This is a genomic window from Streptomyces catenulae, from assembly GCF_000718015.1.
In the GTDB taxonomy this organism is placed as follows: Bacteria; Actinomycetota; Actinomycetes; order Streptomycetales; family Streptomycetaceae; genus Streptomyces; species Streptomyces catenulae.
Genome location: NZ_JODY01000002.1, coordinates 208,506 through 231,795 on the forward strand (window position 1 = coordinate 208,506; position 23,290 = coordinate 231,795).

13 protein-coding genes are annotated in these 23,290 nt (G+C 73.3%); all 13 read left to right on the top strand.

Annotation, left to right across the window (positions count from 1 at the left end; translation table 11 throughout):
- Positions 1-27 precede the first annotated feature (27 nt).
- Positions 28-2,040 carry an ATP-binding protein gene (locus IF23_RS0103130; RefSeq protein ID WP_051739137.1) on the top strand — a complete coding sequence of 671 codons (2,013 nt, stop codon included), beginning with the start codon at positions 28-30 and terminating at the stop codon, positions 2,038-2,040.
- Positions 2,031-2,408, top strand: a complete 378-nt coding sequence (locus IF23_RS0103135; RefSeq protein WP_245654869.1) for a hypothetical protein — start codon at positions 2,031-2,033, stop codon at positions 2,406-2,408. Before IF23_RS0103130 ends, IF23_RS0103135 begins: the two co-directional genes overlap by 10 nt.
- The gene (locus tag IF23_RS0103140) at positions 2,405-9,076 is read left to right on the top strand and encodes an eCIS core domain-containing protein (RefSeq protein ID WP_030279479.1); all 6,672 of its coding nucleotides are present in this window, start codon (positions 2,405-2,407) and stop codon (positions 9,074-9,076) included. The genes IF23_RS0103135 and IF23_RS0103140 overlap by 4 nt, the downstream gene beginning before the upstream one ends.
- Positions 9,073-10,293 (top strand): hypothetical protein, encoded by a 1,221-nt coding sequence (locus tag IF23_RS31855; protein WP_051739139.1) that lies wholly within the window; start codon positions 9,073-9,075, stop codon positions 10,291-10,293. The genes IF23_RS0103140 and IF23_RS31855 overlap by 4 nt, the downstream gene beginning before the upstream one ends.
- A 17-nt stretch (positions 10,294-10,310) precedes the next feature.
- Entirely contained in the window at positions 10,311-10,982 is a 672-nt protein-coding gene (locus IF23_RS0103150) for a hypothetical protein (RefSeq protein ID WP_030279483.1), read from the top strand.
- Positions 10,983-10,985: 3 nt separating this feature from the next.
- Positions 10,986-11,369 (top strand): LysM peptidoglycan-binding domain-containing protein, encoded by a 384-nt coding sequence (locus tag IF23_RS0103155; RefSeq protein ID WP_030279485.1) that lies wholly within the window; start codon positions 10,986-10,988, stop codon positions 11,367-11,369.
- Positions 11,362-12,507, top strand: a complete 1,146-nt coding sequence (locus tag IF23_RS34740; RefSeq protein ID WP_030279487.1) for a hypothetical protein — start codon at positions 11,362-11,364, stop codon at positions 12,505-12,507. Before IF23_RS0103155 ends, IF23_RS34740 begins: the two co-directional genes overlap by 8 nt.
- A 95-nt stretch (positions 12,508-12,602) precedes the next feature.
- Complete coding sequence (locus IF23_RS0103165; protein ID WP_030279489.1) at positions 12,603-13,127, top strand: phage baseplate assembly protein V; 525 nt, start codon at positions 12,603-12,605, stop codon at positions 13,125-13,127.
- A 22-nt stretch (positions 13,128-13,149) separates the two neighbouring features.
- Positions 13,150-13,527, top strand: coding sequence for a hypothetical protein (locus IF23_RS0103170; RefSeq protein ID WP_030279491.1), 378 nt, complete (start codon positions 13,150-13,152; stop codon positions 13,525-13,527).
- A complete protein-coding gene (locus IF23_RS0103175) occupies positions 13,524-13,916 on the top strand; it encodes a GPW/gp25 family protein (protein WP_030279493.1) in 393 nt (130 codons plus the stop codon). Before IF23_RS0103170 ends, IF23_RS0103175 begins: the two co-directional genes overlap by 4 nt.
- A gap of 26 nt (positions 13,917-13,942) precedes the next feature.
- Complete coding sequence (locus tag IF23_RS0103180; RefSeq protein ID WP_030279494.1) at positions 13,943-17,140, top strand: putative baseplate assembly protein; 3,198 nt, start codon at positions 13,943-13,945, stop codon at positions 17,138-17,140.
- Complete coding sequence (locus IF23_RS0103185) at positions 17,137-21,087, top strand: putative baseplate assembly protein (RefSeq protein ID WP_030279496.1); 3,951 nt, start codon at positions 17,137-17,139, stop codon at positions 21,085-21,087. Before IF23_RS0103180 ends, IF23_RS0103185 begins: the two co-directional genes overlap by 4 nt.
- Positions 21,084-23,261, top strand: a complete 2,178-nt coding sequence (locus IF23_RS0103190) for a hypothetical protein (RefSeq protein ID WP_030279498.1) — start codon at positions 21,084-21,086, stop codon at positions 23,259-23,261. The genes IF23_RS0103185 and IF23_RS0103190 overlap by 4 nt, the downstream gene beginning before the upstream one ends.
- Positions 23,262-23,290: the final 29 nt, after the last annotated feature.

Here is a 23,290-nt window from a genome sequence, read left to right on the forward strand (position 1 = left end):
GTGCGGGGGACGGGGGCGGAGGGCGACATGGCGGGCAGCGGCGGAACGGGCCCCGGGGCGGCGGACGACGAGGCGGAGGGCGCGGCGCTGGCCGCCGCCGTCCGCGCGGTCCTCGCCCGGCTGGACGCGCATGCCGCACGCACCCGCGGGAACGGCGACGGCGCGGGGCGGGCGGAGGGGCCCGCGGACGGGGACGGTCCGCGCGGCGGCGCCGACCGCGCGCCCGCCGCGGCTTTCCCCTCCCCCCGGGCCCTGGACGACCTCACCGCCTGCTTCGGGCTCACCGCCTTCGAGCGGGAGGTCGTCCTGCTCGCCGCGGCAGCCGAGCTGGACCCGACCACCGGGGCCCGCTGCGCCGCCGCCTGCGGTGATCCGGAGCGCCCGCACCCCACCTTCTCGCTCGCCCTCGCGGCGCTCGACGCACCCCACTGGAGCGCGCTGACCCCGGTCGCCCCGCTGCGCCGCTGGCGGCTGGTCGAGCTGGCGGACGAGACCCGGCTGACCACCGGTCGGCTGCGCCTGGACGAACGCATCCTGCACTTCCTCGCCGGTGCCCCGTACCTGGACGCCCGGCTCCACGGCCAACTGCGCCGCACCGCCCCGCCGCAGACCCTGCCGCCCGCGTACGAGAGGGCGGCGGGCCGGGTGGCGGCGGGGTGGACGGGCGGCGGGCCGGACGCCCCCTTGCGGGTCGAACTGGTCGGCGGGGAGCTGCGCAGCCGTGCCGACATCGCGGCGGCCGCGGCGCGCCGCAGCGGGCTCGGCCTGTACACGATGGCCGCCGAGGACATCCCGACCGACCCGGCCGAACGCGACCGGTTCTCCCGGCTCTGGCAGCGGGAGGCGATCCTGCTGCCCGCGGCGCTGCTGGTCGAGGTCGGCGAGTTGGACCGCGAGCAGCACGCCGCGGTGGACGCCTTCGTCGCGGGCGCCGCCGTCCCGCTGGTCGTCACCGGTCGGGACCCGCGGCGGACCGGCCATCCGCGCGGCGAACGCGTCACCGTCCCCCTGCTCTCCGACGAGGAGCAACTGGGCCTGTGGACGGCCGCGTTCGCCGATGTCCCCGAGATCACCGAACGCCATCTCACCTCCCTCGTCGCGCAGTTCCAGCTGCCGCCGCACGTCGTCCGTTCCGCCGCCGCCTCCGTGCGGCGCGATCTGCCGGGCGCCGACGGGCTCGACGCCGCCGGGCTCGCCTGGCGGGCCGGTCTGACCGAGGCCCGGATGGGGCTGGACGAGTTGGGGCGCCGCATCGAGCCGCGGGCCGGCTGGGACGATCTGGTCCTCGCCGACCGGCAGGTGCGCATCCTCCGGGAGATCGTCGCGCAGGTACGGCAGCGCGCCACCGTCTACCGGGACTGGGGTTTCGCGAAGGCGCTGCGCAACGGCCTCGGCGTCACCGCCCTCTTCGCCGGTGGCTCCGGAACCGGCAAGACGCTGGCCGCCGAGGTGATGGCCGAGGAACTGGGCCTGGACCTCTTCCTCGTCGACCTCTCCCAGGTCGTCAGCAAGTACATCGGCGAGACCGAGAAGAACCTCAGCCGGGTCTTCGACGCCGCCGAGCGCGGCGGGGCGCTGCTCCTCTTCGACGAGGCGGACGCGCTGTTCGGCAAACGCAGCGAGGTCAAGGACAGCCACGACCGCTACGCCAACCTGGAGGTCAGCTATCTGCTGATGCGGATGGAGGCGTACCGCGGGCTGGCCGTCCTCACCACCAACATGAAGAAGGCCCTGGACCCGGCCTTTCTGCGCCGGATCCGCTTCGTCGTCGACTTCCCCTTCCCCACCGAACGGGAGCGGACCGAGATCTGGCGCCGGGTGCTGCCCGCCCGGGCCCCGACCAAGGGCATCGATCCGGCCCTGCTGGCCCAGCTCACCGTCGCGGGCGGGTCGATCCGCAACATCGCGCTCTCCGGTGCCTTCCTCGCCGCGGAGGAGGGCGACCGCCTCCAGATGCGGCACATGCTGGCCGCGGCGCGCACCGAGTACCTGAAGCTGGAACGCTCTCTGACACCGTCGGAGGTCCACGGATGGGTCTGACGCACGAGGTCGGCCACGGCACGGTACGGGCCACCGCCCCGCCGCCCGGCACCGCACCGCCGCCGCCCTCCTCCCCCGCCTCCCCCATCGGCACCTTCCATATCGACATCGGGGAACTGGTCCTGGACGGTTTCGACGCCCGCGCCGTCGATCCGGACCGGGTGTCGGCCGCGTTCCGGGCCGAGTTGACCCGCCTCGTACGGGAGCGCGGCGTCCCGCTGGCCGCGCGCTCCGACGGCGCGGGCGTCGCTCTCGACGGGGTGGCCGGTCTGCCGCCGCTGCCGCCCACCACCCACCCCGTACGGCTGGGTGAGGCGCTGGCCCGCGCGGTGCACGCGGGTCTGGCGGGGCGGGGTGAGGCGCGGTGAGCCATCCGACCCGGTCCGCCTCCCAGGACGCCCGCGCCGCCCGCGACGACCGGCGCCGCAGGCGCAAGGAGCGCGCCGTCAGGTCCGCGGCGCCCGAGCCGAAGAACATCGTCAGCGGCGCCGGGCACCCCCTCGACCTGAGCATCCGCCGGGAGTTGGAGGAGCAGCTCGGCCACGACTTCAGCCAGGTCCGGCTGCACACCGGCCGCGACGCGGGGCGGTTGGCCGAGCTGATGGACGCCGACGCGTTCGCCGTCGGTCAGGACGTCTTCTTCCGCGAGGACGCCTACCGTCCGGGCACCGCCGCCGGCCGCCGTCTCCTCGCCCACGAGCTGCTGCACACCGTCCAGAACCCGCACGGTCTGGGCGCCCTGCGGGCCGGTCGCGATCTGGGCGCGGTCAGTCTGCCCCAGGAGGCGGCCGAACGGGAGGCGGAGTCCGCGGCGCGGGAGTCCGTCCGCTCCGCGATGCTCGGCGCCACCCGCGAGGACGACACCGCGCCCCCGGTGGAGCCCGGCCACGCCACCCCCGGCTGGCTCCGCTACGCCACCGTCGACGCCGACCGCCGCCGCCGGGAACTCCTCGACCCGGCGACCCTGGTGGACCGGCTGGCGGGCGGGGTGGTGCGGTCGCTGCGGGGTGACCCGGAGGACCGGTCGGGGCGGGTACGGCTCGAACTCGCCCGACTGGCACCGGAGTTGCAGGAATCCGTACTGGACCGGCTGGAGGTGCGGCTGCTCAGCTCCGACTTCGACCGGCTGCTCGATCTGGTGGCGGAGTCCGAGGTGCCGCCGGTCGGCTTCCAGCCGTCGCCGACGCCGGAGCCGGTGCCGGACGCCGTCGACCAGGTGCACGAGGCGCGGACGGGCCGGGAGGAGCGTGCCGAGGGCGCCGCGCGGGCGGAGAAGCAGCGGGCCGCGGACGCCCACGAGGAGAAGAAGGACGGCAAGGGGCAGGCGGAGGCGCGCGGTCAGGAGCAGAGCCGGGCGCAGCGCGACGCGGCGGCGGAGCGGCAGGAGGCGGGCGAGCGCACCGCCCACGAGGACGCCCGCGCCGTCGAGGGCGCGGACGCCCGGCAGGAGCAGCGGCAGGCCGAGGAGGAGCAGGGACAGGAGCGTCAGGAGGCCGATCAGGCCGACGCCGCCAAGGCCGACCGGTCCCGGGACGGCGCCGAGCGCACCAAGGAGGAGCGCAAGGCGCAGCGGGAGCGCGAGGAGGCCGACCCGGAGCAGGCCAACCGGCCCGGCGCCGACAAACGCCGCCGCGCGGACGAGGCGAGGAGACCGGCGGACGGCTCGAAGCAGGAGGAGCTGGAGAAGAAGAAGCGGGAGCAGCCCGGACCGGTCCGCCCGGAGAAGGTCGACGAACGGGCCGACCAGCGCGACAGCGCACTCTCCGAGCACGGGCTGAACCCGCAGGACGAGGAGGACGGCCCGCCGCGCGAGGAGGAACAGCCGATCGGGCTGGAGGCGGGCGCCGAGAAGGAGATCGGCGCGGGTGGGGACGGCGGTGCGGCGGCCAAGGGCGGCACCGGACCCGGTGAGGCGGCGCTGCGGCCGGAGGACTTCCTCCCCGGCGCCGACCTGGATGTCTCGTCCGTACCGACCGCCGACCGCCCCGATGCCGCGCTGCCGACGTTCCCCGCTCCCCCGCCCACCAAGGCGGAGCAGGTCCAGCGGGAGCGCGAGAACGCGGCGGACGACGAGGAGCACGAGGACGGGCCGGAGGCCGAGGCCAAGGCGCCGGGTGCGGAGTTGGGGCCGGTCGAGGGCGAGGCGCCGCAGCCGGAGCACGGACCGGCCGCCGGGGCCGGGGACCGTACCGAGAAGGATCTCCAGCCGTCGATGCCGGTCGAGCAGGAGGTCGGCCCGGATCCGGAGGCCGAGGACCGGCAGGCCCAGGAGCCGGAGGCCGAGGAGAAGCGGGATCCGGAGCAGGCCCAGCAGAAGGACGAGGACGGCACCCGCCAGGCCAAGCAGGACGCCGACGACAAGGACGCGGACCGCGACGCGGAGGGCGGCACCGGTGAGGAGGCGCCGGACGCCAAGGAGGCCCAGGACGAGCGGACGGAGAAGAAGGAGCAGGACGCCCAGGCGGAGAAGCGGGAGGCGCAGGGGCAGCCGGAGGGCGCGGCGGCGGGAAAACCGGCCGGGGTGCCGTCGGACGGCGCGGCGGGCGCGGGCGGGGACTCCGCCGCGGCCCCGCCCGCGGGTGCGCACACCGACCGCACGCCGTCCGAGGACCGGCGGCCGTCCCCCGCCGCGCGCCGGGGCGCCGAGCCCGTACGGGCCGAGCGGGACGCGCCGGACGCCAAGAGCGCGGTGCCGAAGGAGTCGGGGCCGGGGGCGGCGCCCGCCGGGGCGGTGGGCGGGACCGAGCCGGGCAACGCGCCGTCGGCCGCCGCCGGTCCCGGAGGGGCGCCCTCCGTCGCCCAGGCCGCGGTCGGTCCGGCGGACCAACAGGCCGACACCCCGGGGAAGATGGGCGCCCCGGCGCCCGAGGGGGCGAAGGCGCAGCCGGACGCCTCGTTGGAGAAGGGCGGCGGCGGGTGCGCCCCGCCGGCCCCGGCCGCCGAGAAGGACGAGGGCGGTGGCGGCGGCTGCGGCGGGGGTGGCGGCGGGAAGGCCGTCCAGGAGAAGAAGGAGAAGCCGCCGGACGTCTCGGCGCAGGATCCCCGGTCGGCGCTGACCACCGTCGGTCAGCTCGCGCCCGACCAGGCACAGGAGGCGCTGCCGGGGCTGGACGGCGCGGCGGACCGGAAGGTCGGCGACGAGCAGCGGCGGCTGGCCGCCCATCCGCCCACCCGTGAACGTCCTTCGGGCGCGCCGCAGACCCTGCACGGGAAGCCGCAGGAGGAGGCTCCGGAAACCCCGGTGACGGGGCAGCTGGAGAAGGTCGGTCCGGCGGGCCAGGGCGAGAAACAGCAGGCCAAGGGGAGTGAGAAGGCCCAGGGAGCCAAGCCGACCGACAACATCCCCACACCGCAGGTGCCGCCCTCGAAGGACGGCAAGCTGACGGAGCAGGACGCGCAGAACGTGGCCGCGGCGGCGGACCAGGTCCCCACCACCGACCCCGAGCTGCACAACAAGACCGTCGGCCCGGCGCCCAAGATCAAGCTGGAGGGGGAGAGCGACCCGCAGCGCACGGACAAGCAGGCGTCCAAGCTCAAGGAGAAGCAGGGCAAGATCCAGGACACCGGGCGCGCGGACGCGTCCAAGCCGCTGGGCGAGGACAAGATCTACCCGGACGCGCCCAAGGAGCAGCTCCGGGGGAAGGCGCCGGGCGGCCGGGCCGGGGGCGGGGGCGGCGCGGCGGCGGGCGGCGCGGCGAAGCCGGGCGCCGGGGCGGTGGCGAAGCAGGAGCGCGGCGGCGAGATCAGGAGCGCCACCGGCCGGGCCGGTACGCAGGTGGCCGCCGAGGAGAAGGAACAGCGGCAGGGCGAGCAGAAGGCCAAGCAGGAGAAGCAGCAGCAGATCGACACCGAGGTCGCGCGCAACACCGAGCAGCAGACGGCGCAGCGCGGTCAGGTGGCGGACCGGGCGCGGACGGAGCGTCAGAACTGGCGCGACGAGCAGGACAAGAAGATCGGGCAGGCCGACAAGGACACCGACAAGGAGCACAAGGACGGCAACGACAAGATCACCAAGCAGCGCGACACCAAGGACAAGGAGGTCGAGGGCCGGAAGAACAACGACAACAAGGACATCGACGGCAAGGCCGATCAGGCGGACAAGGACGCCAAGAAGAAGAAGGAAGAGAAGAAGAAGGGCTCCGACAGCCTCTTCGGCAAGATCGTCCATGCCGTCGCCGACTTCTTCAAGGACCTTCTCGACGCCGTCACCAAGATCTTCGATGAGGCCCGCAAGGCGATCAACGGCATCATCGACACCTTCAAGGACTGGGCGAACAAGGCGATCGACGCGGTCCGCGACTTCGCCGTCAAGGCGATCAACGCGGTGGCCGACGCGCTCATCGCCATCGGCGACGTCCTGCTGGCCGCGTTCCCCGAGCTCCGCGACAAGTTCCGCAAGGCCATCAACGACCTGCGCGACAAGGCCATCGCCACGGTCAACAAGCTCGCCGAGGGCCTGAAGAAAGCCGTCAGCGCCTTCCTCGACGCCCTCGCCGCCGGTCTCCACGCGCTCCTCAAGGTCCTGGAGGCGGGCCTCAAGGCCGCCGTCAAGATCTTCCGCGACGCCATCGTCGGCGCCCTCAAGTTCGCCGAGGCCGCGATCCAGGCGCTCGGTCAGTTCGCCGCTCTCGTCGCGGACATCGCCCCGGACCCCGGCGGCTGGCTCGCCAAGGCCGGTAGCGCCGCGAAGACCGGTATCCAGGAACACCTCTGGGGAGCGATCAAGAGCGCCGTCAGCCAGTGGTTCACCACCAAGGTGGAGGGCATCCTCGGCCTCGGCAAGGCCATCATCAACGTCCTGATCAAGGGCTGTATGTCCTTGAAGCAGATCGGCAAGATGGCCTGGAACGCGGTGGTCGCCGCCCTTCCGATGATGATCGCCCAGCTCGTCATCGAGAAGGTCGTCTCGATGATCATCCCCGCGGCGGGCGCGATCCTCACCATCGTGCAGGGCCTGATGGCCGCCTGGCAGTCCATCAGCGCGATCCTCTCCGCGTTCGGCAAGTTCTTCGCCTTCCTCAAGGCGGTACGGTCCGGCCCCGCCGCCTGCCTCTTCGCGGTGGCCGTCGCCGCCGGTGTCGTCGCCCTCCTGGAACTCATCACCAACCTTCTGCTGGCCCGCCTCGGCCGTGCCGTCAAGGGGGTCGGCAACCGCCTCAAGGGCATCGCCCAGAAGATCATGAAGGGCCTCAAGAAGGCCGGGAAGGGCGCCCGCAAGGCCGCCGGTGGCGCCGTCAACCGCGCCCGCGGCGCCGTCCGCAAGGCCGCCCAGGCGCTCCGCAAACCCACCGGGCCCGCCAAGCCGAAGGGCCCCAAGGTCCCGTCCCGCCCGGGCACCTCCACCGCACACCACCCCACCGCCCACCCGCACGCCAAGGGCCCCGCCACCTCCCACGACCGCCCCCACAGCCGCACCCCCGACAAGGAGCGCGACCGCCGTCGCGAGGAAGACGCCGCCAAACGCGAACGCGACGCCGAGGACCCGAAGAGGCACCCGGACGCGAAGAAGCCCGAGAGCGAGCACACACCCGCTCCGAAGAAACCCGCCAAGGACGAACCGGGCTCCAGGGCCCCGAAGAAGGAACACGAGGAGAAGCCCAAGGAGCGCAGGCCCGAACACGAGCCGGAGAAGAAGCCCGAGAAGCCCAAGAAGAAAAAGGAGACCGAGGCCCCCAAGCGCGCCAGGCCCCGGAAACCCACCTCTCCCCTGGGCCGCGCTCTCAAAAAGATCAAGGGCAAGGTCAAGTCCGCCCTCAAGAAGGTCCGCAACGCGGGCAAGTCCCTCGGCAAGAAACTCCGCAAGTCCAAGCTGGGCAAATCCCTGAAGAACAGCGCCAAGAAGGCCCGCGACTTCTTCAGGAAGAAGCGGGATCACTTCCGCGATCACAGGAAGCACCGGGCGGAACAGAAGAAGCGGCGCCGCGAGGAGCACAAGAAGAAGGAGAATTCCAAGGAGTCGAAGGAGGCCCGGCTCCAGAAGATCGCCGGACGCATCAGGCCGAAGCTGGACAGCATCCTCGAAAAGGGCGTACCCCGCCCGATCATGGCCGCGACCCTCTCCGGCATGCGCCTCTGGTATCGCCTCACAGAGCTGTCTCTGCACGGCGGCGACACCGGGGCCGTCAACGCTCGGCTCAACCCCGAAGTAAACACGAACAATTACGTCACCCAACAGCCGCTGACCAATGAACAGCGAACAGCGGCATCGGCGCACGAGGACGGACGGGCACAGCAGCAGAATCAGCAGAGCGCCGTCCAGCGACAGCAGCAGCAGGCGACCGCCCAGGGCTCCGCCGGAGGGCCTGCCACCTCTCGCGCGCACAACGCCCAGCAACTGAACTCCAGCCTGGCCGAGATCCTCGCCTACCCCTTCGAGCCGCACCCCACCTACCGCAAGTCAGGCGAGGTGCAGACCTACAAAGAGGCGGACACCCGACGGAGAAGAGAGAAGAGGTACAGGAAGAAGCAAGGGCTCAATAAGCGTAAGACGCAGCTGACGGCCGACCATATTCCCTCCGGTCGGGCTATCATCGCCCATCACCAACGACAGTTCATCGAAGAGCAGGCGCGAGGAAACAGGAACCTTCGACGCATGCTGGATGACGAGGCGGCCGGCGTCATCACGCAGCGGGACAAGGAGAAGCTCGACGCGGAACGCTTGCGGCTCCTCCGGAAGGAGAAACTGCTCGCAAAAGGCCAGGACGGCCTCAAGAGGCATCAGCAGAAGGCAAAAGAGAAGTATAACCAGGCCCTTACCGTCATGATTCCGGAAGAATCCGTGCATAAAAAGGGCAGGACCTGGGGATCGAAAAACACACCGGAGCAGTACGAGCGTGACGCCCTGGACCTGACCCGCGCGGCCAAGTTCGACTTCCAGCGGTACTTACAGTATCTCTCCACGCCACCTCAGGTACTCACCAAGGCCTACGTGGCCCACTTTGTGCGACTTTACAAGCAGCTCGTGGACAACGGCGTCATCAACTACTCTCGGGGGATCGACATGATGTTCCTGCACTACTGGGGAAAGGCGAAATGAATTCCAGCGAAGAGATCCAGAGGATCAACGCCAGTTCGCGGCTCGTCGGCCCGAAGAAGAGGGAGCGGATCTTCGCGTACCTCTCCACGCTGGAGGAGCACGGTGCGACCGCCGCCGCCGAGGAGCTGGCCGCGACCGACAGCCGCTACCTCGCCGAATACCTGGCGCAGTACCTGGAGTTGGTACCAGGCTACGCGGCGGAGAAGAGCCGGGCCGCAGAAGCCCTCAGGGAGCACGGTGAACTCGTCGGTGCCGCCGCGCGTCTGGTCCCCTGGCTCCCCGAGAAGACTCTCCAGGGCTTCATCGACGACTATGTCTCCACGGGCGACCCCGATGCCCCCGTGGCCAACGTCCTTTACACGATCGGCATTTACCGTCCCGAGCTGCTCCGTCCCGTCGCCGACCGGATCCCCGACGACAGCATGCGGCAGTCGATGCTGTCGGGGGCGCCGGACAGCGAGGTTCAGCGGCTGCTCGGCGAGTGGGAGGCCGACAAGAACCCGTATCACCTGGTCCGGCTGGCCTTCACCCGCACCCCGCTCGCGCAGGAGGCGCTGCTGGGTGTCCGGGACGAGTTCGACGGCTCCCCGGAGTGGGAAACCCTGTTGGAGCTCTCCGGCGCCCTGCCGGACTCCCCGCTGTCGGCGGGCTGCTCCCCCGCGTACATGGGGTTCGTCGCCGAACGCGGTACCGGTCCGCACCAGGTGGCCCGTCCGGTGTCGGGTGACGTTCCGGTGTGCCACCTGTGCGAGACGCCCGCCGGACATCTGCTGACGCTGTCGGCCGAGGACCTTCCCTACGGGCTGACGGCAGACCCGACGTTCTACTGGTATGCCTGCGGGTGCGACGGCACCGAGTCCACCACAGTGCGCAACGACCAGGGCCGGACCACGGTGTATTACGGTCCGCAGGGTCCCGCCGACCCGGACTTCAGTTTCGCGGGCGGCGAGCGGTCCCTCGTCCTGGAGCCCCATCCCAATCAAGTGGGCGTGACCACCCGGGGAGTGACGGAACAGTCCCTGCACCAAGTGGGCGGGCTGCCACGGTGGATCAGGCCCGACATCCACCCGCGCTGTCCCGAATGCTCGAAAGTCATGCGCTTCCTCGCCTTTATGGACAGCGCCCGGACGCCCTTCGGGCAACTTCGGCTCGGCGGGATCGTCTACTGCTTCTGGTGTGACGGCTGCCGGGTGTCGAGTACGAAGATTCAGTACTAGGAAGCATGGGGGATTTCATGACCCGCTACCCCGACATACCCAAACCCATCCGTTCCGGAATAGTCGTCGTCGACCCCGATCTGAACATCCCGCGGCGCGTCATTGTGTTGCAGTTCAACCCGGACACGTTGGAGCGGCAGGTGGCGCCGCAGGCTGCCGGGGGTGAAGGGGATGCCGGGGGCGGCGGGGGCGGGAGCGGAGGGGACCGGAACGAGGCGCTTCGGCTCAAGGGACCGGCCCAGGAGACCTGGAAGTTCACCGCGGAGATCGACGCCACCGATCAGCTGGACGTGGCGGCACCGGACGGGATCCATCCGGAGCTGGCGGTGTTGGAGATGTTGGTGCAGCCGACGACCGCGCAGTTGTTGGCGGCGTCGAAGCTGACCAAGAAAGGGACGATCGAGATCAGTCCCATCGAGATGCCGTTGACGCTGTTCACGTGGGGAAGTAAGCGCGTGATGCCGGTGCGGCTGACGGAATTGTCGGTGAATGAGTCGGCGTTCGATGTGCATCTCAATCCGATTCGGGCCTCGCTCAGCGTCGGAATGAAGGTGTTGACGGTGAGTGATCTGCCGGCCGGGCATCCCGGCGCCGCGCTGTATCTCGCGCATCTGGCGCAGAAGGAGCAGTTGGCGCGGCGGGCGCGGGGCGGGACATTGGCGCAGTTGGGGCTCGGGAGGGGGATCTGAGGCGTGGGCATCGAGCCGTACGAGAGCGCGTTGGACGAGGTGCCCGGGGCGCATCCGTATCCGCGGAGCAGTCGCTATGCGGGGATCGGCATCGGGGTGCACACCGGGCCCGACGGGATGGAGGTGCGGTATGCGAAGCGGCGGTTGTTGCCGCCACCGGCGGAGGCGGACGACGAATCCGTACCGCATGTCGTCGGCAGCGGTGAGCGGCCGGACCAACTGGGGCAGCGGTATTTCGGGGATTCCGCGCAGTGGTGGCGGATCGCCGACGCCAACCCGGTGTTGGAGCCCCGGGAATTGACCGCGGAGGCGGGGGCGGAGATCGCCGTGCCGTTGCCCGGCGGTTTCGCCGACGGGCCCGGCGGGCCGGGGGTGGGGCATGGCTGAGGGGGACGAACCGGTCGGGCGGGGGCCCATTCATGTCTCGCTGTACATGGGGCCGAAACTGGCGCGGCCGGTTCCCCAGGAGGTGGTGGAGGCGCTGTTGTCGGCGCAGATCACCAGTACGGCGGGGGAACGGAGCGGATTTCAGCTGGCGTTCGACCTGACGAAGAAAGGGGCGATCGTCGAGCGGTTGCTGCCGGAGGGTTTCTTCGATCCGAAGACGCGGGTCATTCTCGGCGTTTCCGTCAAAGGGACACCGATGGTGTTGCTGGACGGGGTGATCGTGCGGCAGGAGGTGGGGAGCAGCAACCATCCCGGGCAGAGCACGCTGACCCTCACCGGCGAGGATCTGACGCTGCTGATGGACCTGGAGGAGCGGACGGACCGGTATCCGAATCTCGCGCCGTCGCAGCGGGTCGAGCGGATTCTCGGGAAGTACGCGGATTACGGGATCGAGGCGCGGATCATCCGGGAGCAGATTCCGCAGCCGCCGCGGGAGCAGATGCGGGTCGATTACCAGACGGGGACGGATCTGCAGTATGTGAACGAGCTGGCGCGGGCGAACGGTTACACCTTCTATCTGGAGCCGGGGCCGGTGCCGGGGCGGTCGACGGCGTTCTGGGGGCCGGAGCAGCGGTTGGGACAGCGGCAGCACGCGCTGAACGTGAACATGGACGCGAACTCGACAGTGGACCAGCTGACGTTCGCGTACGACGGGACGGCGCGGGAGGAGCCGCAGGCGCGGGTGCAGGACCCGGTGACGCGGCAGGCGCCGTTGCTGGCGCAGCCCGACATCAGCCCGTTGCGGCCGCCGTTGGGGCTGCGCGGGTCCCCGGCGCTCAAGCGGAAGACGTTGAGCGGGACGGCGAAGATGGACGAGGGGCTGGCGCGGGCGGAGGCGCTGGGGCGCGCCGCCACCAGCGCGGACGCGATCTCGGGGTCCGGTTCGCTGGATGTGACCCGGCACGGCTATGTGCTCCGGCCACGGGAGTTGGTCGGGGTGCGCGGCGCCGGGGTCACCTATGACGGCGACTACTACGTGAAGACCGTGACGCACCATCTGCGGCTCGGCTCGTATCTCCAGAACTTCACGCTGTCGAGGGAGGGGCTGATCGCCCGCAGCGGCACCGTCCGTCCGTAGCGGCCGGGCCGCGGCGGTACCGGCTCCGTCCCGCCGGGGCACACCGGCGGATCCGTATCCCGGTTCCGTGGGGACCGTAAGGAGAGAAGCCACGTATGGCTGCTGCACCGAACAACCGCTTCCTCGGCAAGTTCCGGGGCCGGGTGGCGGCGAACGACGACCCGATGGGAGTCGGGCGGTTGAAGGTCCAGGTCCCGGATGTGCTGGGCGACGAGGTGTCGACCTGGGCGCTGCCGTGTTTCCCGTTCACGGGCCCGCAGGCCGGGCAGGTGGTGGTGCCGTCGGTCGGGGCCGGGGTGTGGGTGGAGTTCGAGCAGGGCGACCCCAGTTTCCCGGTGTGGGTGGGGTGTTGGTACGGGCGGCGGGAGGAGCTGCCGGAGGACGCGCAGCGGGATCCGGCAATCGCGCATCCGGTGGTGATCCAGACGCCCGGGAAACACAAGATCGTGATGTCGGACGTGCCGACCGAGGGGATCTCCCTGGAGGCGCCGGGCGGCGCGTCGGTGCGGATCGACGCCACGGGGGTCCACATCGACAACGGGCACGGCGCGTCGATCTCCATGGTCGGGGAGCAGGTCGACCTGAACGGCGGCCGGTTGACCGTGCCGCGGAAGCACTGAAGGCGACGGGGAGGCGGAGCGGATGGGACACGGAAACGTCCTCCATGGCGGTGTCGTCATGGGGTGTCCGCACGGGGGGCTGGTGGTGCCGGTCCCGGGCGGGGGCGGCGGCACGGACACGGTGCGGATCGACGGCGCGGCGGTGGTGACCGCCGCGGATCCGTTCACCGTCAGCGGGTGCGCGCACACGGTCGCGGGGCGTCCGCGGCCCTGTGTCGATGTGCGGTTCGTGCCGGACGGCGGCGGTGCCGGGCAGGTGTGTGTCGACGGGGTGCCGGTGCTGCTGGAGACGGCGGCGGGGATGTGTTTCGGCGCCGGACCGGTGCCGCAGGGCCCGCCGGTGATCGTGTCCGCCGGTCGGGGACGGCCGGGCGGCGTCGAGGGGGTGGCGTGCCGGTGAGGGCCGCAGCACAGCACGGACGGCGGACGGACCTGGCGTTCCCGTACCGCGTGGACCGGCGGGGGCGCACCGCGCACGCGCGCTACGACGCCCATGTGCGGGATCTGGTCGAGCAGTTGCTGTTCACCGGCCCGGGTGAGCGGGTGATGCGGCCGGACTTCGGGTGCGGGCTGCTGGATCTGGTCTTCACGCCGAACAGTCCGGAGCTGGCCTCGGCGCTGGAACTGTCCGTACAGGCGTCGCTCCAGCGCTGGCTGGGCGAGCTGATCGAGGTGGAGTCGCTGGACGTGGTGAGCGAGGAGAACGTGGTGCGGGTGTACCTGCGGTACGTGGTGCGCGCCACCGCCAACCGCCGCGACGAGGTGTTCGAGGGGCGGGGGGCGCGGTGAGGGGCGGCGGCACGGGGGCGGTCGGGGTGAGCCGTCGGGAGCGGATCCGGCAGGCGCGGCGCAACGGTGTGGACGCGGTGGAGGTCGCCGAGGACGGGCGGACGCTGACCGTCACCTTCCTCGGCAAGGCTCCGCACGGGCTGCGTCCGGAGAACGTCCGGATCGACGGCGGGCGGCGGATCACCGGCATCGAGGCGCTGGAGATCACCGTCGAGCGGGAGGAGGATCCCGAGCTGGACGACCGGCTGGTGGTGACGGTGGACCGGACCGGGGACTTCTCCGTCTACCGGCTGTCGGTGGTGGAGACCGACCCGTACGGGCGGCCCGGCACCGAGCCGTTCCGCGGCTTCGACCAGCGGTACTTCCGGGCGGAGTTCTCGTTCCGCCCGGACTGTCCGTCCCCGTTCGACTGCGCGGACGGGGAGGGCGGCGGGGTCGCGGACCGGCTGCCGGAGGCGTTCCGGCCGCCCGCGCCCGTCATCGACTACACCGCCCGGGACTACGGCACGCTCCGCCAGGTCGTCCTGGACCGGCTGCGGCTGACGACCCCGGAGTGGCTGGAGCGCAATCCGGCCGACCTCGGTACGACGCTGGTCGAGCTGCTCGCGTACACCGCGGACCAGATCAGCTACCAGCAGGACGCGGTAGCCACCGAGGCGTATCTGGACACCGCGCGGCTGCGGACGTCGGTGCGGCGGCATGTGCGGCTGATCGACTATCCGATGCACGACGGGTGCACGGCGCGGGCGTTCGTGACGGTGGCGGTGGCGGCGCCGCTGACGCTGCCGCCGGGCACGTTCCGCTTCGCCGCCGTCGACCACCGTGCGGACGGGCCGCGGGACCGGCCGCGGCTCGGCCCGGTGATCGACGACCGGGAGCTGGCGGGGCTGGCCGAGCGCGGGTCGTTGGAGGTGTTCGAGCCGGTGGTGCGGGACGCGCCGCTGGCGCTGCTGCCCGGGCACAACGCGGTCCGGCTGTGGACCTGGGGCGGCGAGGTGTGCGGGCTGCCCAGGGGCGCGACCGCCGCCACCCTCACCGACGGGTGGGCCGACGAGGAGGGCGGCGCACGGGAGTTGGCGTTCGCGCCCGGTGATCTGCTGCTGTTCGAGGAGGTGCGGGGGCCGCGGACCGGGACGCCCGGCGACCAGGATCCGACGCACCGGCAGGTGGTGCGGCTGACGTCGGTCACCCCGGCCGTCGACCGGCTCGTGGGGCAGCCCGTGCTGGAGGTCACCTGGGCCGCGGCGGACGCGCTGACGTTCCCGCTGCGGCTGACCGTCCGCGGCGGGCGGGAGTGCGCGCCCGTCGAGGATGTGAGCGTGGCGCGCGGCAATGTGGTGCTGGTGGACCACGGGCGGTCGCCGGACGGGGGCGAGGGGCACGTTCCGGAGGCCCTCACCGTGCCGACGGTCCCCGCGGTCCTGCCGTCCTGCGGGCCCCCGGCGTTCGGCTGCCCGGACGGCGGACACGGCGGCAACGAGGTCGCGCAGCTGCTCGGCGGTCTGATCGACCGGGCCGAGGGCGGGCGGGAGCTGACGCCCGACGACGTCCGGCGGCTGTTCGCCGCGGTCGGTACGGAGGCGGCCGAGCGGGCCGGGATCGGGCTGGAGTCGGCCGGGCAGCGGACCGAGCAGGTGGTGCCGGGGACGGCGTACGCGCAGGCCGCGGCGGTACGGGCGCTGCTGGCGCAGTCGGTGTATCCGGGGATCGGGCCGCGGTTCCGCCCGGTGCTGGGGCGTGCGCCGGTCGTCCAAGCGGTGCCGTTCCCGCAGCCGCGGCAGGTCGCGGCCGGGCAGGCGGAGCGGCTGGCGGCGATCCCGGAGCGGGTGCGGGAGCGGCTGGTGGAGCTGTGGCGCGGTGCCCGGGACCGGGACGGGCTGGACGAGGCGGAGATCGCCGAGCTGACCGTGCTGTTCGGGCCGCGGAAGCTGGCGGAGGTGGACCCGGCCCGGCATCCGGTGCGGGCGCTGCGGGAGTTGCTGCACCGCAGCCCGCGGCTGCTGGACGGCAAGCTGCGCCGGTTGGCGGTGCTGGCGGCGCGGGCGCGGGCCGGGACGGTGCTGGACGGGCGGACCGCGTGGGAGATCGCGCACACCTGGGGCGCGGAGTACGCCGTCGGGCTCCATCCGGACGAGCCGGTGCTGCACGGTCCGGCCGCCGCCGTCCGCCAGGACCCGCGGGAGGCCCTTCCGGCGCTCCACCTCCGGGAGGAGCGGGCGGACGGCGCGGCGGGGGACGGCGGGGCGGCGGGCGCCGTCTGGCTCCCCCGCCGTGACCTGCTCGGCAGCGGGCCCCGCGACCGGCATCTCGTCGGGGAGTTGACGGACGACGGGCGGCTGGCGCTGCGGTTCGGCGACGGGCACCACGGGGCCCGGCCGACGCCCGGCGGTCGGCTCGTCGCCCACTACCGGATCGGCGGCGGCACGGCGGGCAACGTCGGCGCCGAGTCGATCGGCCATCTGGTGCTGCGGTGCGACCCGGAGGAGCCCGGGGCCGACGGTCCGCCCCCGCGCCCGGCCGTGCTCGCGCGGGAGGTGTCCGCCTCGGTCGCCGGGGTCCGCAATCCGCTGCCCGCGGTGGGCGGCACGGAGCCGGAGCCGCTGGAGCAGGTGCGGCAGCTGGCGCCGCTGGATCTGCGGCGGACCCGGCTGCGGGCGGTGACCGCGCGGGACTACGCGGCGCTCGCCGGGGAGCTGCCGGGCGTGCAGCGGGCGGCGGCCGAGATCCGGTGGACCGGCAGCGTCCAGGAGGCGCATGTCGCCGTGGACGCGTACGGGACCGGGGAGCCCTCCCCCGCGCTGCTGGACGCCGTCGGCCAGGCGCTGGAGGGCTACCGCCGGATCGGGCACGACCTGGTGGTGCAACCGGCGCGGTGGGTGCCGCTGGACGTCGCGCTGTCGGTGTGCGCGGAGCCGGGGCACCAGCACGGGCAGATCCTGGCCGAGCTGTACCGGGTGCTGGGCGGGCGGGCGGGCTTCTTCCATCCGGACGCGCTGACGTTCGGGGAGCCGGTCCGGCTGAGCGGGCTGGTCGCGGTGGCCGCGGCGGTGCCGGGCGTACGGAGCGTGGTGGTGACCCGGCTGCGCCGGATGTTCCACGCGGACCGGGGGGAACGGGAGGCGGGGGTGGTGCGGCTGGGGCCGCTGGAGATCGCCCGCTGTGACAACGACCCGGACCGGCCGGAGAACGGTCGGCTGGTCATCGAGTTCGGGGGTGGACGATGACGGAGTACGAGAGCTGCGGCTGCGGCTGCGGCGGGCACGACGAGCGGCGGGCCGACCCCGCGCTCCACAACCCGCCGGGCCGCACCGCCCTGAACTACCGCGTCGGGGACCACGGTTCGTTCCTGGCGGCGATGCTGGACCGGCTGGCGTCACCGGCGTATCCGGCGCTGCGCGGGCTGACCGTCCGTACCCCCGACGACCCGTCCGTCGGGCTGCTGGACGCCTGGGCCGTCCTCGGCGACCTGCTGACGTTCCACAGTGAGCGGATCGCCGACGAGGGGTATCTGCGGACCGCGAACGAGCACCGTTCGCTGGCGCTGCTGGGGCGGCTGGTGGGGCACCGGCCGCGGCCCGGCGTCGCCGCCGACACCCATCTCGCGTACACGCTGGACCGCGATCCGCGGGCCGGGGATCTGCCGGTGCTCATCCCGCGCGGGGCGCGCAGCCACAGCGTGCCCGCCGGGCCGGACGAGGAGCCGCAGACCTTCGAGACCGACGAGGACCTCACGGCGCGCTGGGCGTGGAACACGCTCGGGGTGCGGCAGCGGCGGCCCGCGCCGCTGACCGAGGAGGACCTCACGTCCCGCCCGGAGCTGCTGGTCGCGGGGGTGTCCACGGGGCTGACCGTCGGGGACCGGCTGCTGTTCGACTTCGGGGCGCGGCGGGTGCTGCTGCCGGTGGCGTCGGTGCGGGTGGACCGCACGGAGGATGTGACCGGGCTGGGGCTGCCGAAGGCGGCACCGGCGTCGCTGGCGGAGCTGGTCGCCGAGGTACGGGCGTGGATCACCGAGCCTCCGCCGTCGGTGGACCCGGACGATCCGGAGTACCCCGCGCCGCCCTCGCCGCAGGTCCCGAACCCGCGGCCGGTCAGCCGTTTCGTCGCCGACTTCGACGCGCAGGTACTGGCGCCGCTGCGGAAGGACCTGGACGCGCTGGCCACGCCGGAGGCGTTCGTGGCGCGGCTGGCCGGTCCGCACGAGCGGCTGGCGGAGGCGCAGGCGGTGGCGGCCGGGTATCCGGAGGTCGTCGCATGGTTCGAGGAGCTGCAGGCGGTCGTCGGTGAACTGGTGCGGCGGGCCGGGCAGTTGGCCGGGGAGCCGGTGGCGGAGCCCGCGCCCGGGGAGCGGGCGCCGACCGGTGCGCCCGCGCCCGGCGCACCGGATCCGGCCGCCGCTCCCCCGCTTCCGGCGGCGCTCGCCGCGCTCGCCACCGTGCTGCCCGCGCTGCGCACCCGGGTCGTCCGTCCGCCCGACGCGGTCCCGGACGGCGACCCCGGGCAGGCGTTCGGCGCCGGTGCCGATCTGGGCGCACGGCTGCTCCCGGCACTGGATCCGAGGGTCGCCGACGGCCTCTACCCGGCGTGGCGGCAGGCCGCGGCACCGGCCCGGACGGGCGCCGCGGAGCCCGCGGCCCGGCCGCTGCTGCGCGCCCTGCTCGCCATGCGGGTCACCGCCGCCCCGTTCGGTGCGACGGCCCCGCTCAAGCCCGTCCAGGACGACCGCGGTCGGGTCGTACGGACCGCGGACTGGCCGCTGACCGGGTCGGCGCTGACCACGGTGCGGGTGGTGTTCGACACCGCGGGGAAGGCCCTGGTGCGGGCCGAGCTGCAGCATGTGGCGGCCGGGAACTCGGTGCAGCGGGTGGAGAACCTGCCCACCGACACCGCCTTCGGCCTGGGCCCGGGCCATGTCGAACTGCACTCCCGGACCAGCCCCGAGCACGAGGTGAGCTGGCTGGGCCGACGCGCCGCGGACGGCCCGGAGGCGGGGGTGACCGTACGGCTGCTGGCCGGGCTGCCGGAGCGGACGCTGTTCGTGTCCCGTCCGGCCGAAGGGGGCGCCTCCCGTCCGGGCGAGGCGGAGAGCGGCGGCGGGCGGGTGCATGTCTCGGTCGACGGCGGTACGGCGCAGTCCTGGCAGTTGGCGCCCGGCGAGCACCGGCAGGTCACGGACGGCACGTTCGAGGTGCGGGTGCGGGTGGCGGCCGGTGGTGAGCCGCCGGGGGTGGAGATCGGGATCGCGACGGTGCCGACACCGGCCGACCGGCATGTGCTGGCGCTGGACGCGGTGTACGACGGGATCACGGTCGGCAGCTGGATCGCCGTCGAGCGGCCCCGCAAGGGCGCCGACGGTCCGGACGGCGTCCCCGGTGACAAGAGGCTGGCGTTCGTCACCACCCGGGTCACCGCGGTCCGTACCGCGGTGCACGCCCAGTACGGGATCACCGGCCGGGGCACTCTGCTGACGCTCGCCGATCCGTGGCTGGACGAGCACGATGTGACGCTGGACGCGATCCGGGACACCACGGTGCACGCCGCGGGCCAGGAGCTGACGCAGGCGGACGAGCCGGTGGGTGAGGACGTCCACGGTGACCGGTTGGAACTCGCCGAGCTGTACGACGGGTTGCGGCCCGGGCGCCGGTTGGTCGTCTCGGGCGAGCGGACCGACATCCCCGGCGTGAGCGGGGTGCGCGGCACCGAACTGGCAGTGATCGCGGAGGTGGCGCAGGCCCTCGATCCGGAGCTGCCCGGGGACCGGGTGCACACCGCGCTCACCCTCACCCGGAACCTCACCTACCGCTACCGGCGGGGGACGGTCCGGGTGCAGGGCAACGTGGTCCCGGCGTCGCACGGCGAGAGCCGGGACGAGGCGATCGGCAGCGGCGACGCCGCGCGCGCCCACCAGACCTTCGCACTGTGGCAGTCCCCGCTGACCTGGCGTCCGGCCGACAATCCGCTGGGCGCCGTACCGCAGTTGGAGATCCGGGTGGACGGGCTGCGCTGGCATCCGGTGGACAGCCTGGCCGGGCGCGGCCCCGACGAGCGGGTGTACGTCACCGGCACCACCGCCGGGGGCGCCTCCCGGTCGAGCGGGGTCGAGAACGGCGGAGGCCGGACGACGGTGACGTTCGGGGACGGGGTGCACGGCGCCCGGCTGCCGACCGGCCACGACAACGTACGGGCCCGCTACCGCTTCGGCACCGGCCGGGGCGCCGATGTCGCGGCGGACCGGATCACCCAGGCCGTCACCCGTCCGCTGGGTGTCACCGCCGTCACCAATCCGCAACCGGCCACCGGCGGCGCGGACGCGGACGGCCCGGCGCTGACCCGGCGCACCGTGCCGCTGGCGGTCTCCGCCCTGGACCGGCTGGTGTCGACGGCCGACTACGCGGACTTCGCGCGGTCCCGGGCGGGCATCGGCCGGGCGTCGGCCCGTGAGGTGTTCGACGGGCGGCGGCAGGTGCTGCATGTGACGGTGGCCGGGGTGGACGACATCACTCCCCCAACCTTCGGCCGCGGGGACCCCCATCTCGCTTCGCTCGCGCCGGACGCGGAGGTGCTGCGGGCGCTGCGGGCCGCGCTGGCGGAGTACGGCGACGGGCGGCTGCCGGTACGGGTCGATGTGCGGGAGCCGGTGCTGCTGCTCTGCGCGGTGAAGATCAAGGTCGCCCCGGACCACGCCTGGTCGCTGGTCGAGCCGCGGGTCCGGGCGGCGCTGCTGGCGCGGCTCGGCTACGACGGCCGGGAGCTGGGGCAACCGGCCCGGCTGTCGGAGGTGCTGGCCGCCGCCCAGGCGGTACCCGGGGTGGACCATGTGGACGTGGACGCCTTCACCGGCGTCCCGGCGTCCGTCACCGTGGCGGAACTCGCCGCGCTGTCCGACACGTTGGCGGGGCCGCCGCAGGAGTCCGTACCGGCCCGGCTCGCCCGTTTCGACGAGCGGATCCACGAGGTCACGGCGGTCGGCGGGCAGACGCTGACCTCCGTCGCCGCCGAGTACGGCATCCCGCTGGCCACGCTGCTGGGCCTCAACCCCGATCTCACCGACACCCGCCCGCTGCCCAGGGGCCGTGCGGTCCGTGTCTTCCGTGGCGTCCGGTCGGCGCAGCTCGCGCTCTTCGCCCCGCACGTCGCGGACACGCTGATCCTTACCGAGGAGACCCGATGACCACCAACAGGGAGCCGGACGGGCTCGCGGAGCTGCTCCCGCAGTGGCACCGGCTGCGCGACGCCGAGGAGGGCGAGCCGCTGCGGGCCCTGCTCGCGGTGATCGCCGAGCAGGTGGACCGGGTGCGGGACGGCGTCGCCCAGCAGTACGACGACTGGTTCGTGGAGACCGCCGCCGAGTGGGTGCTGCCCTACCTGGGCGATCTGGTGGGCTACCGTCCGCTGCCCGGCTACGAGCGGGTGTCGGCCACCGGGTTGCGGGACGGCGGGCTGCCGGACGCCTCGCGGCAGCGGCTGGCCCGGGCGCTGGCGCCGCGCCGCGAGGTGGCCGCCACGGTCGGCAACCGGCGGCGCAAGGGCACCCTGCCGCTGTTGGAGGAGCTGTCCGAGGAGGTGGCGGGCTGGCCGGGGCGGGCGGTGGAGTTCTCCCGGCTGGTGACGCACCAGCAGCCGGTGCGGCTCTACGGGGCGGCCACCGAGGCGGCGGACGCGCTGCGGCGCGGGCGCGGTCGGCTGGTGGACGTCCGCGACGGCGCGGCGCTGGACCTGGCCGGTGGGCCGTTCGGCACCCTCCCCCGCTCGGTGGACGTGCGGCGCGCCGACTCCGCCCGCTCCCCAGGGGGGTGCTCGCCGACCGGTGTCGGCCTGTTCGTCTGGCGGCTGAAGCCGTATCCGGTGACCCGTGCCCCGGCGTACTGCCTGGACCGGGCCCGTCATCTCTACACCTTCTCGATCCTCGGCAACGACACCCCGCTGGTGACCCGCCCGGAGCCGGAGCCGTCGGCGTCGCATCTCGCCACCGTCGACAACGTCCCGGCGCTGATCACCCGCCGTCAGCTGCACGACCGGCTCGCGGACTACTACGGGCCGGGCAAGAGCTTTGTGATCCGGCGGGACGACGAGGACCATCCGGTTCCGCTCGCCGATCTCGTCGTCGCGGACCTCACCGGCTGGCGCTACCGGCCCGGGCGCGGGCAGATCGCCGTCGATCCGGAGCTGGGGCGGATCGCGTTCGGCGCCCGCTCGGCGCCGCGGCAGGGCATCTGGGTGGACTACCACTACGGCTTCGGGGACGACCTGGGCGGCGGGGAGTACCACCGGGAGCCGGTGACGCCGCCGGAGGCGGCCGTCTACCGGGTCGGCCCGGACGCCCCGTTCCACCGGATCATGGACGCCTTCGGGGCGTGGCGGCACGACCGGCGCTCCGGGCGGTGCGGTCCCGACGGGATCATCGAGATCGTCCACAGCGGCGCCTACCAGGAGCAGTTGGACTTCGACCTGGAGCCGGGCGACCGGCTCCAACTGCGCGCGGCGGTGGGCACCCGCCCGGTGATCCGGCTGCTGGACTGGTACAGCAACCGGCCGGACGCGCTCAACATCCGGGCCGTGGAGGCGGAGTGCGCGCCCGGCGAACGCCCGCGGATGGTGCTGGACGGGCTGCTGGTGACCGGCCGCGGTCTGAACGTCACCGGTCCGCTGGGCTCCCTGGTGCTGCGGCACTGCACCCTGGTGCCCGGCTGGTCGCTGGAGCCGGAGTGCCACCCGGTCTCCCCGGAGGAGCCGAGCCTGGTCCTGGACCGCACCACGGCGTGTGTGGAGATCGACCGTACGGTGCTCGGCACCATCGAGGTGATCGGCGACGAGGTCGGCACCGATCCGCTCCCGATCCAGCTGCGCGACAGCATCCTGGACGCCACCGGCACCGACCGCGCCGCGCTGTCCGCGCCGGACTGCCGCCACGCGCACGCGGAGCTGTCGGCGCACCGGACCACCGTTCTGGGCGAGGTCCATGTGCACGCGGTGCGGATCGCCGAGAACAGCCTCTTCACCGGTCTGCTGCGGGTGGCCCGGCGCCAGGTGGGCTGCGTCCGCTTCAGCTACCTCCCGCCCGGCTCGCGCACCCCGCGCCGCCACCGCTGCCCGCCGGACCCGGCGGGCGTCGGCACGGAAGCCGCCCCGGTCCGGCCGCTGCTGCGCGGCACGCGCTACGGCACGCCGTGGTACGGGCAGTTGGCGGCGGGCTGCCCCGAGGAGATCGCCCGCGGCGCGGAGGACGGTGCCGAGCTGGGCGCGTACCACGATCTCTACCTGCCGCAGCGTACGGACAGCCTGCGGGCCCGGCTCGCGGAGTACACCCCGGCGGGCACCGACGCGGGGATCGTGTTCGTGACATGACCCCCGCCCGCCCGCCGTCGCCCCGCCGT

Excerpts from the sequence above, each read along its gene's own strand:
- IF23_RS0103130 (WP_051739137.1), top strand. The coding sequence starts at position 28 with ATGGCGGGCAGCGGCGGAACGGGCCCCGGGGCGGCGGACGACGAGGCG.
- IF23_RS0103135 (WP_245654869.1), top strand. The coding sequence starts at position 2,031 with ATGGGTCTGACGCACGAGGTCGGCCACGGCACGGTACGGGCCACCGCC.
- IF23_RS31855 (WP_051739139.1), top strand. The coding sequence starts at position 9,073 with ATGAATTCCAGCGAAGAGATCCAGAGGATCAACGCCAGTTCGCGGCTC.
- IF23_RS0103150 (WP_030279483.1), top strand. The coding sequence starts at position 10,311 with ATGACCCGCTACCCCGACATACCCAAACCCATCCGTTCCGGAATAGTC.
- IF23_RS34740 (WP_030279487.1), top strand. The coding sequence starts at position 11,362 with ATGGCTGAGGGGGACGAACCGGTCGGGCGGGGGCCCATTCATGTCTCG.
- IF23_RS0103165 (WP_030279489.1), top strand. The coding sequence starts at position 12,603 with ATGGCTGCTGCACCGAACAACCGCTTCCTCGGCAAGTTCCGGGGCCGG.
- IF23_RS0103170 (WP_030279491.1), top strand. The coding sequence starts at position 13,150 with ATGGGACACGGAAACGTCCTCCATGGCGGTGTCGTCATGGGGTGTCCG.
- IF23_RS0103185 (WP_030279496.1), top strand. The coding sequence starts at position 17,137 with ATGACGGAGTACGAGAGCTGCGGCTGCGGCTGCGGCGGGCACGACGAG.
- IF23_RS0103190 (WP_030279498.1), top strand. The coding sequence starts at position 21,084 with ATGACCACCAACAGGGAGCCGGACGGGCTCGCGGAGCTGCTCCCGCAG.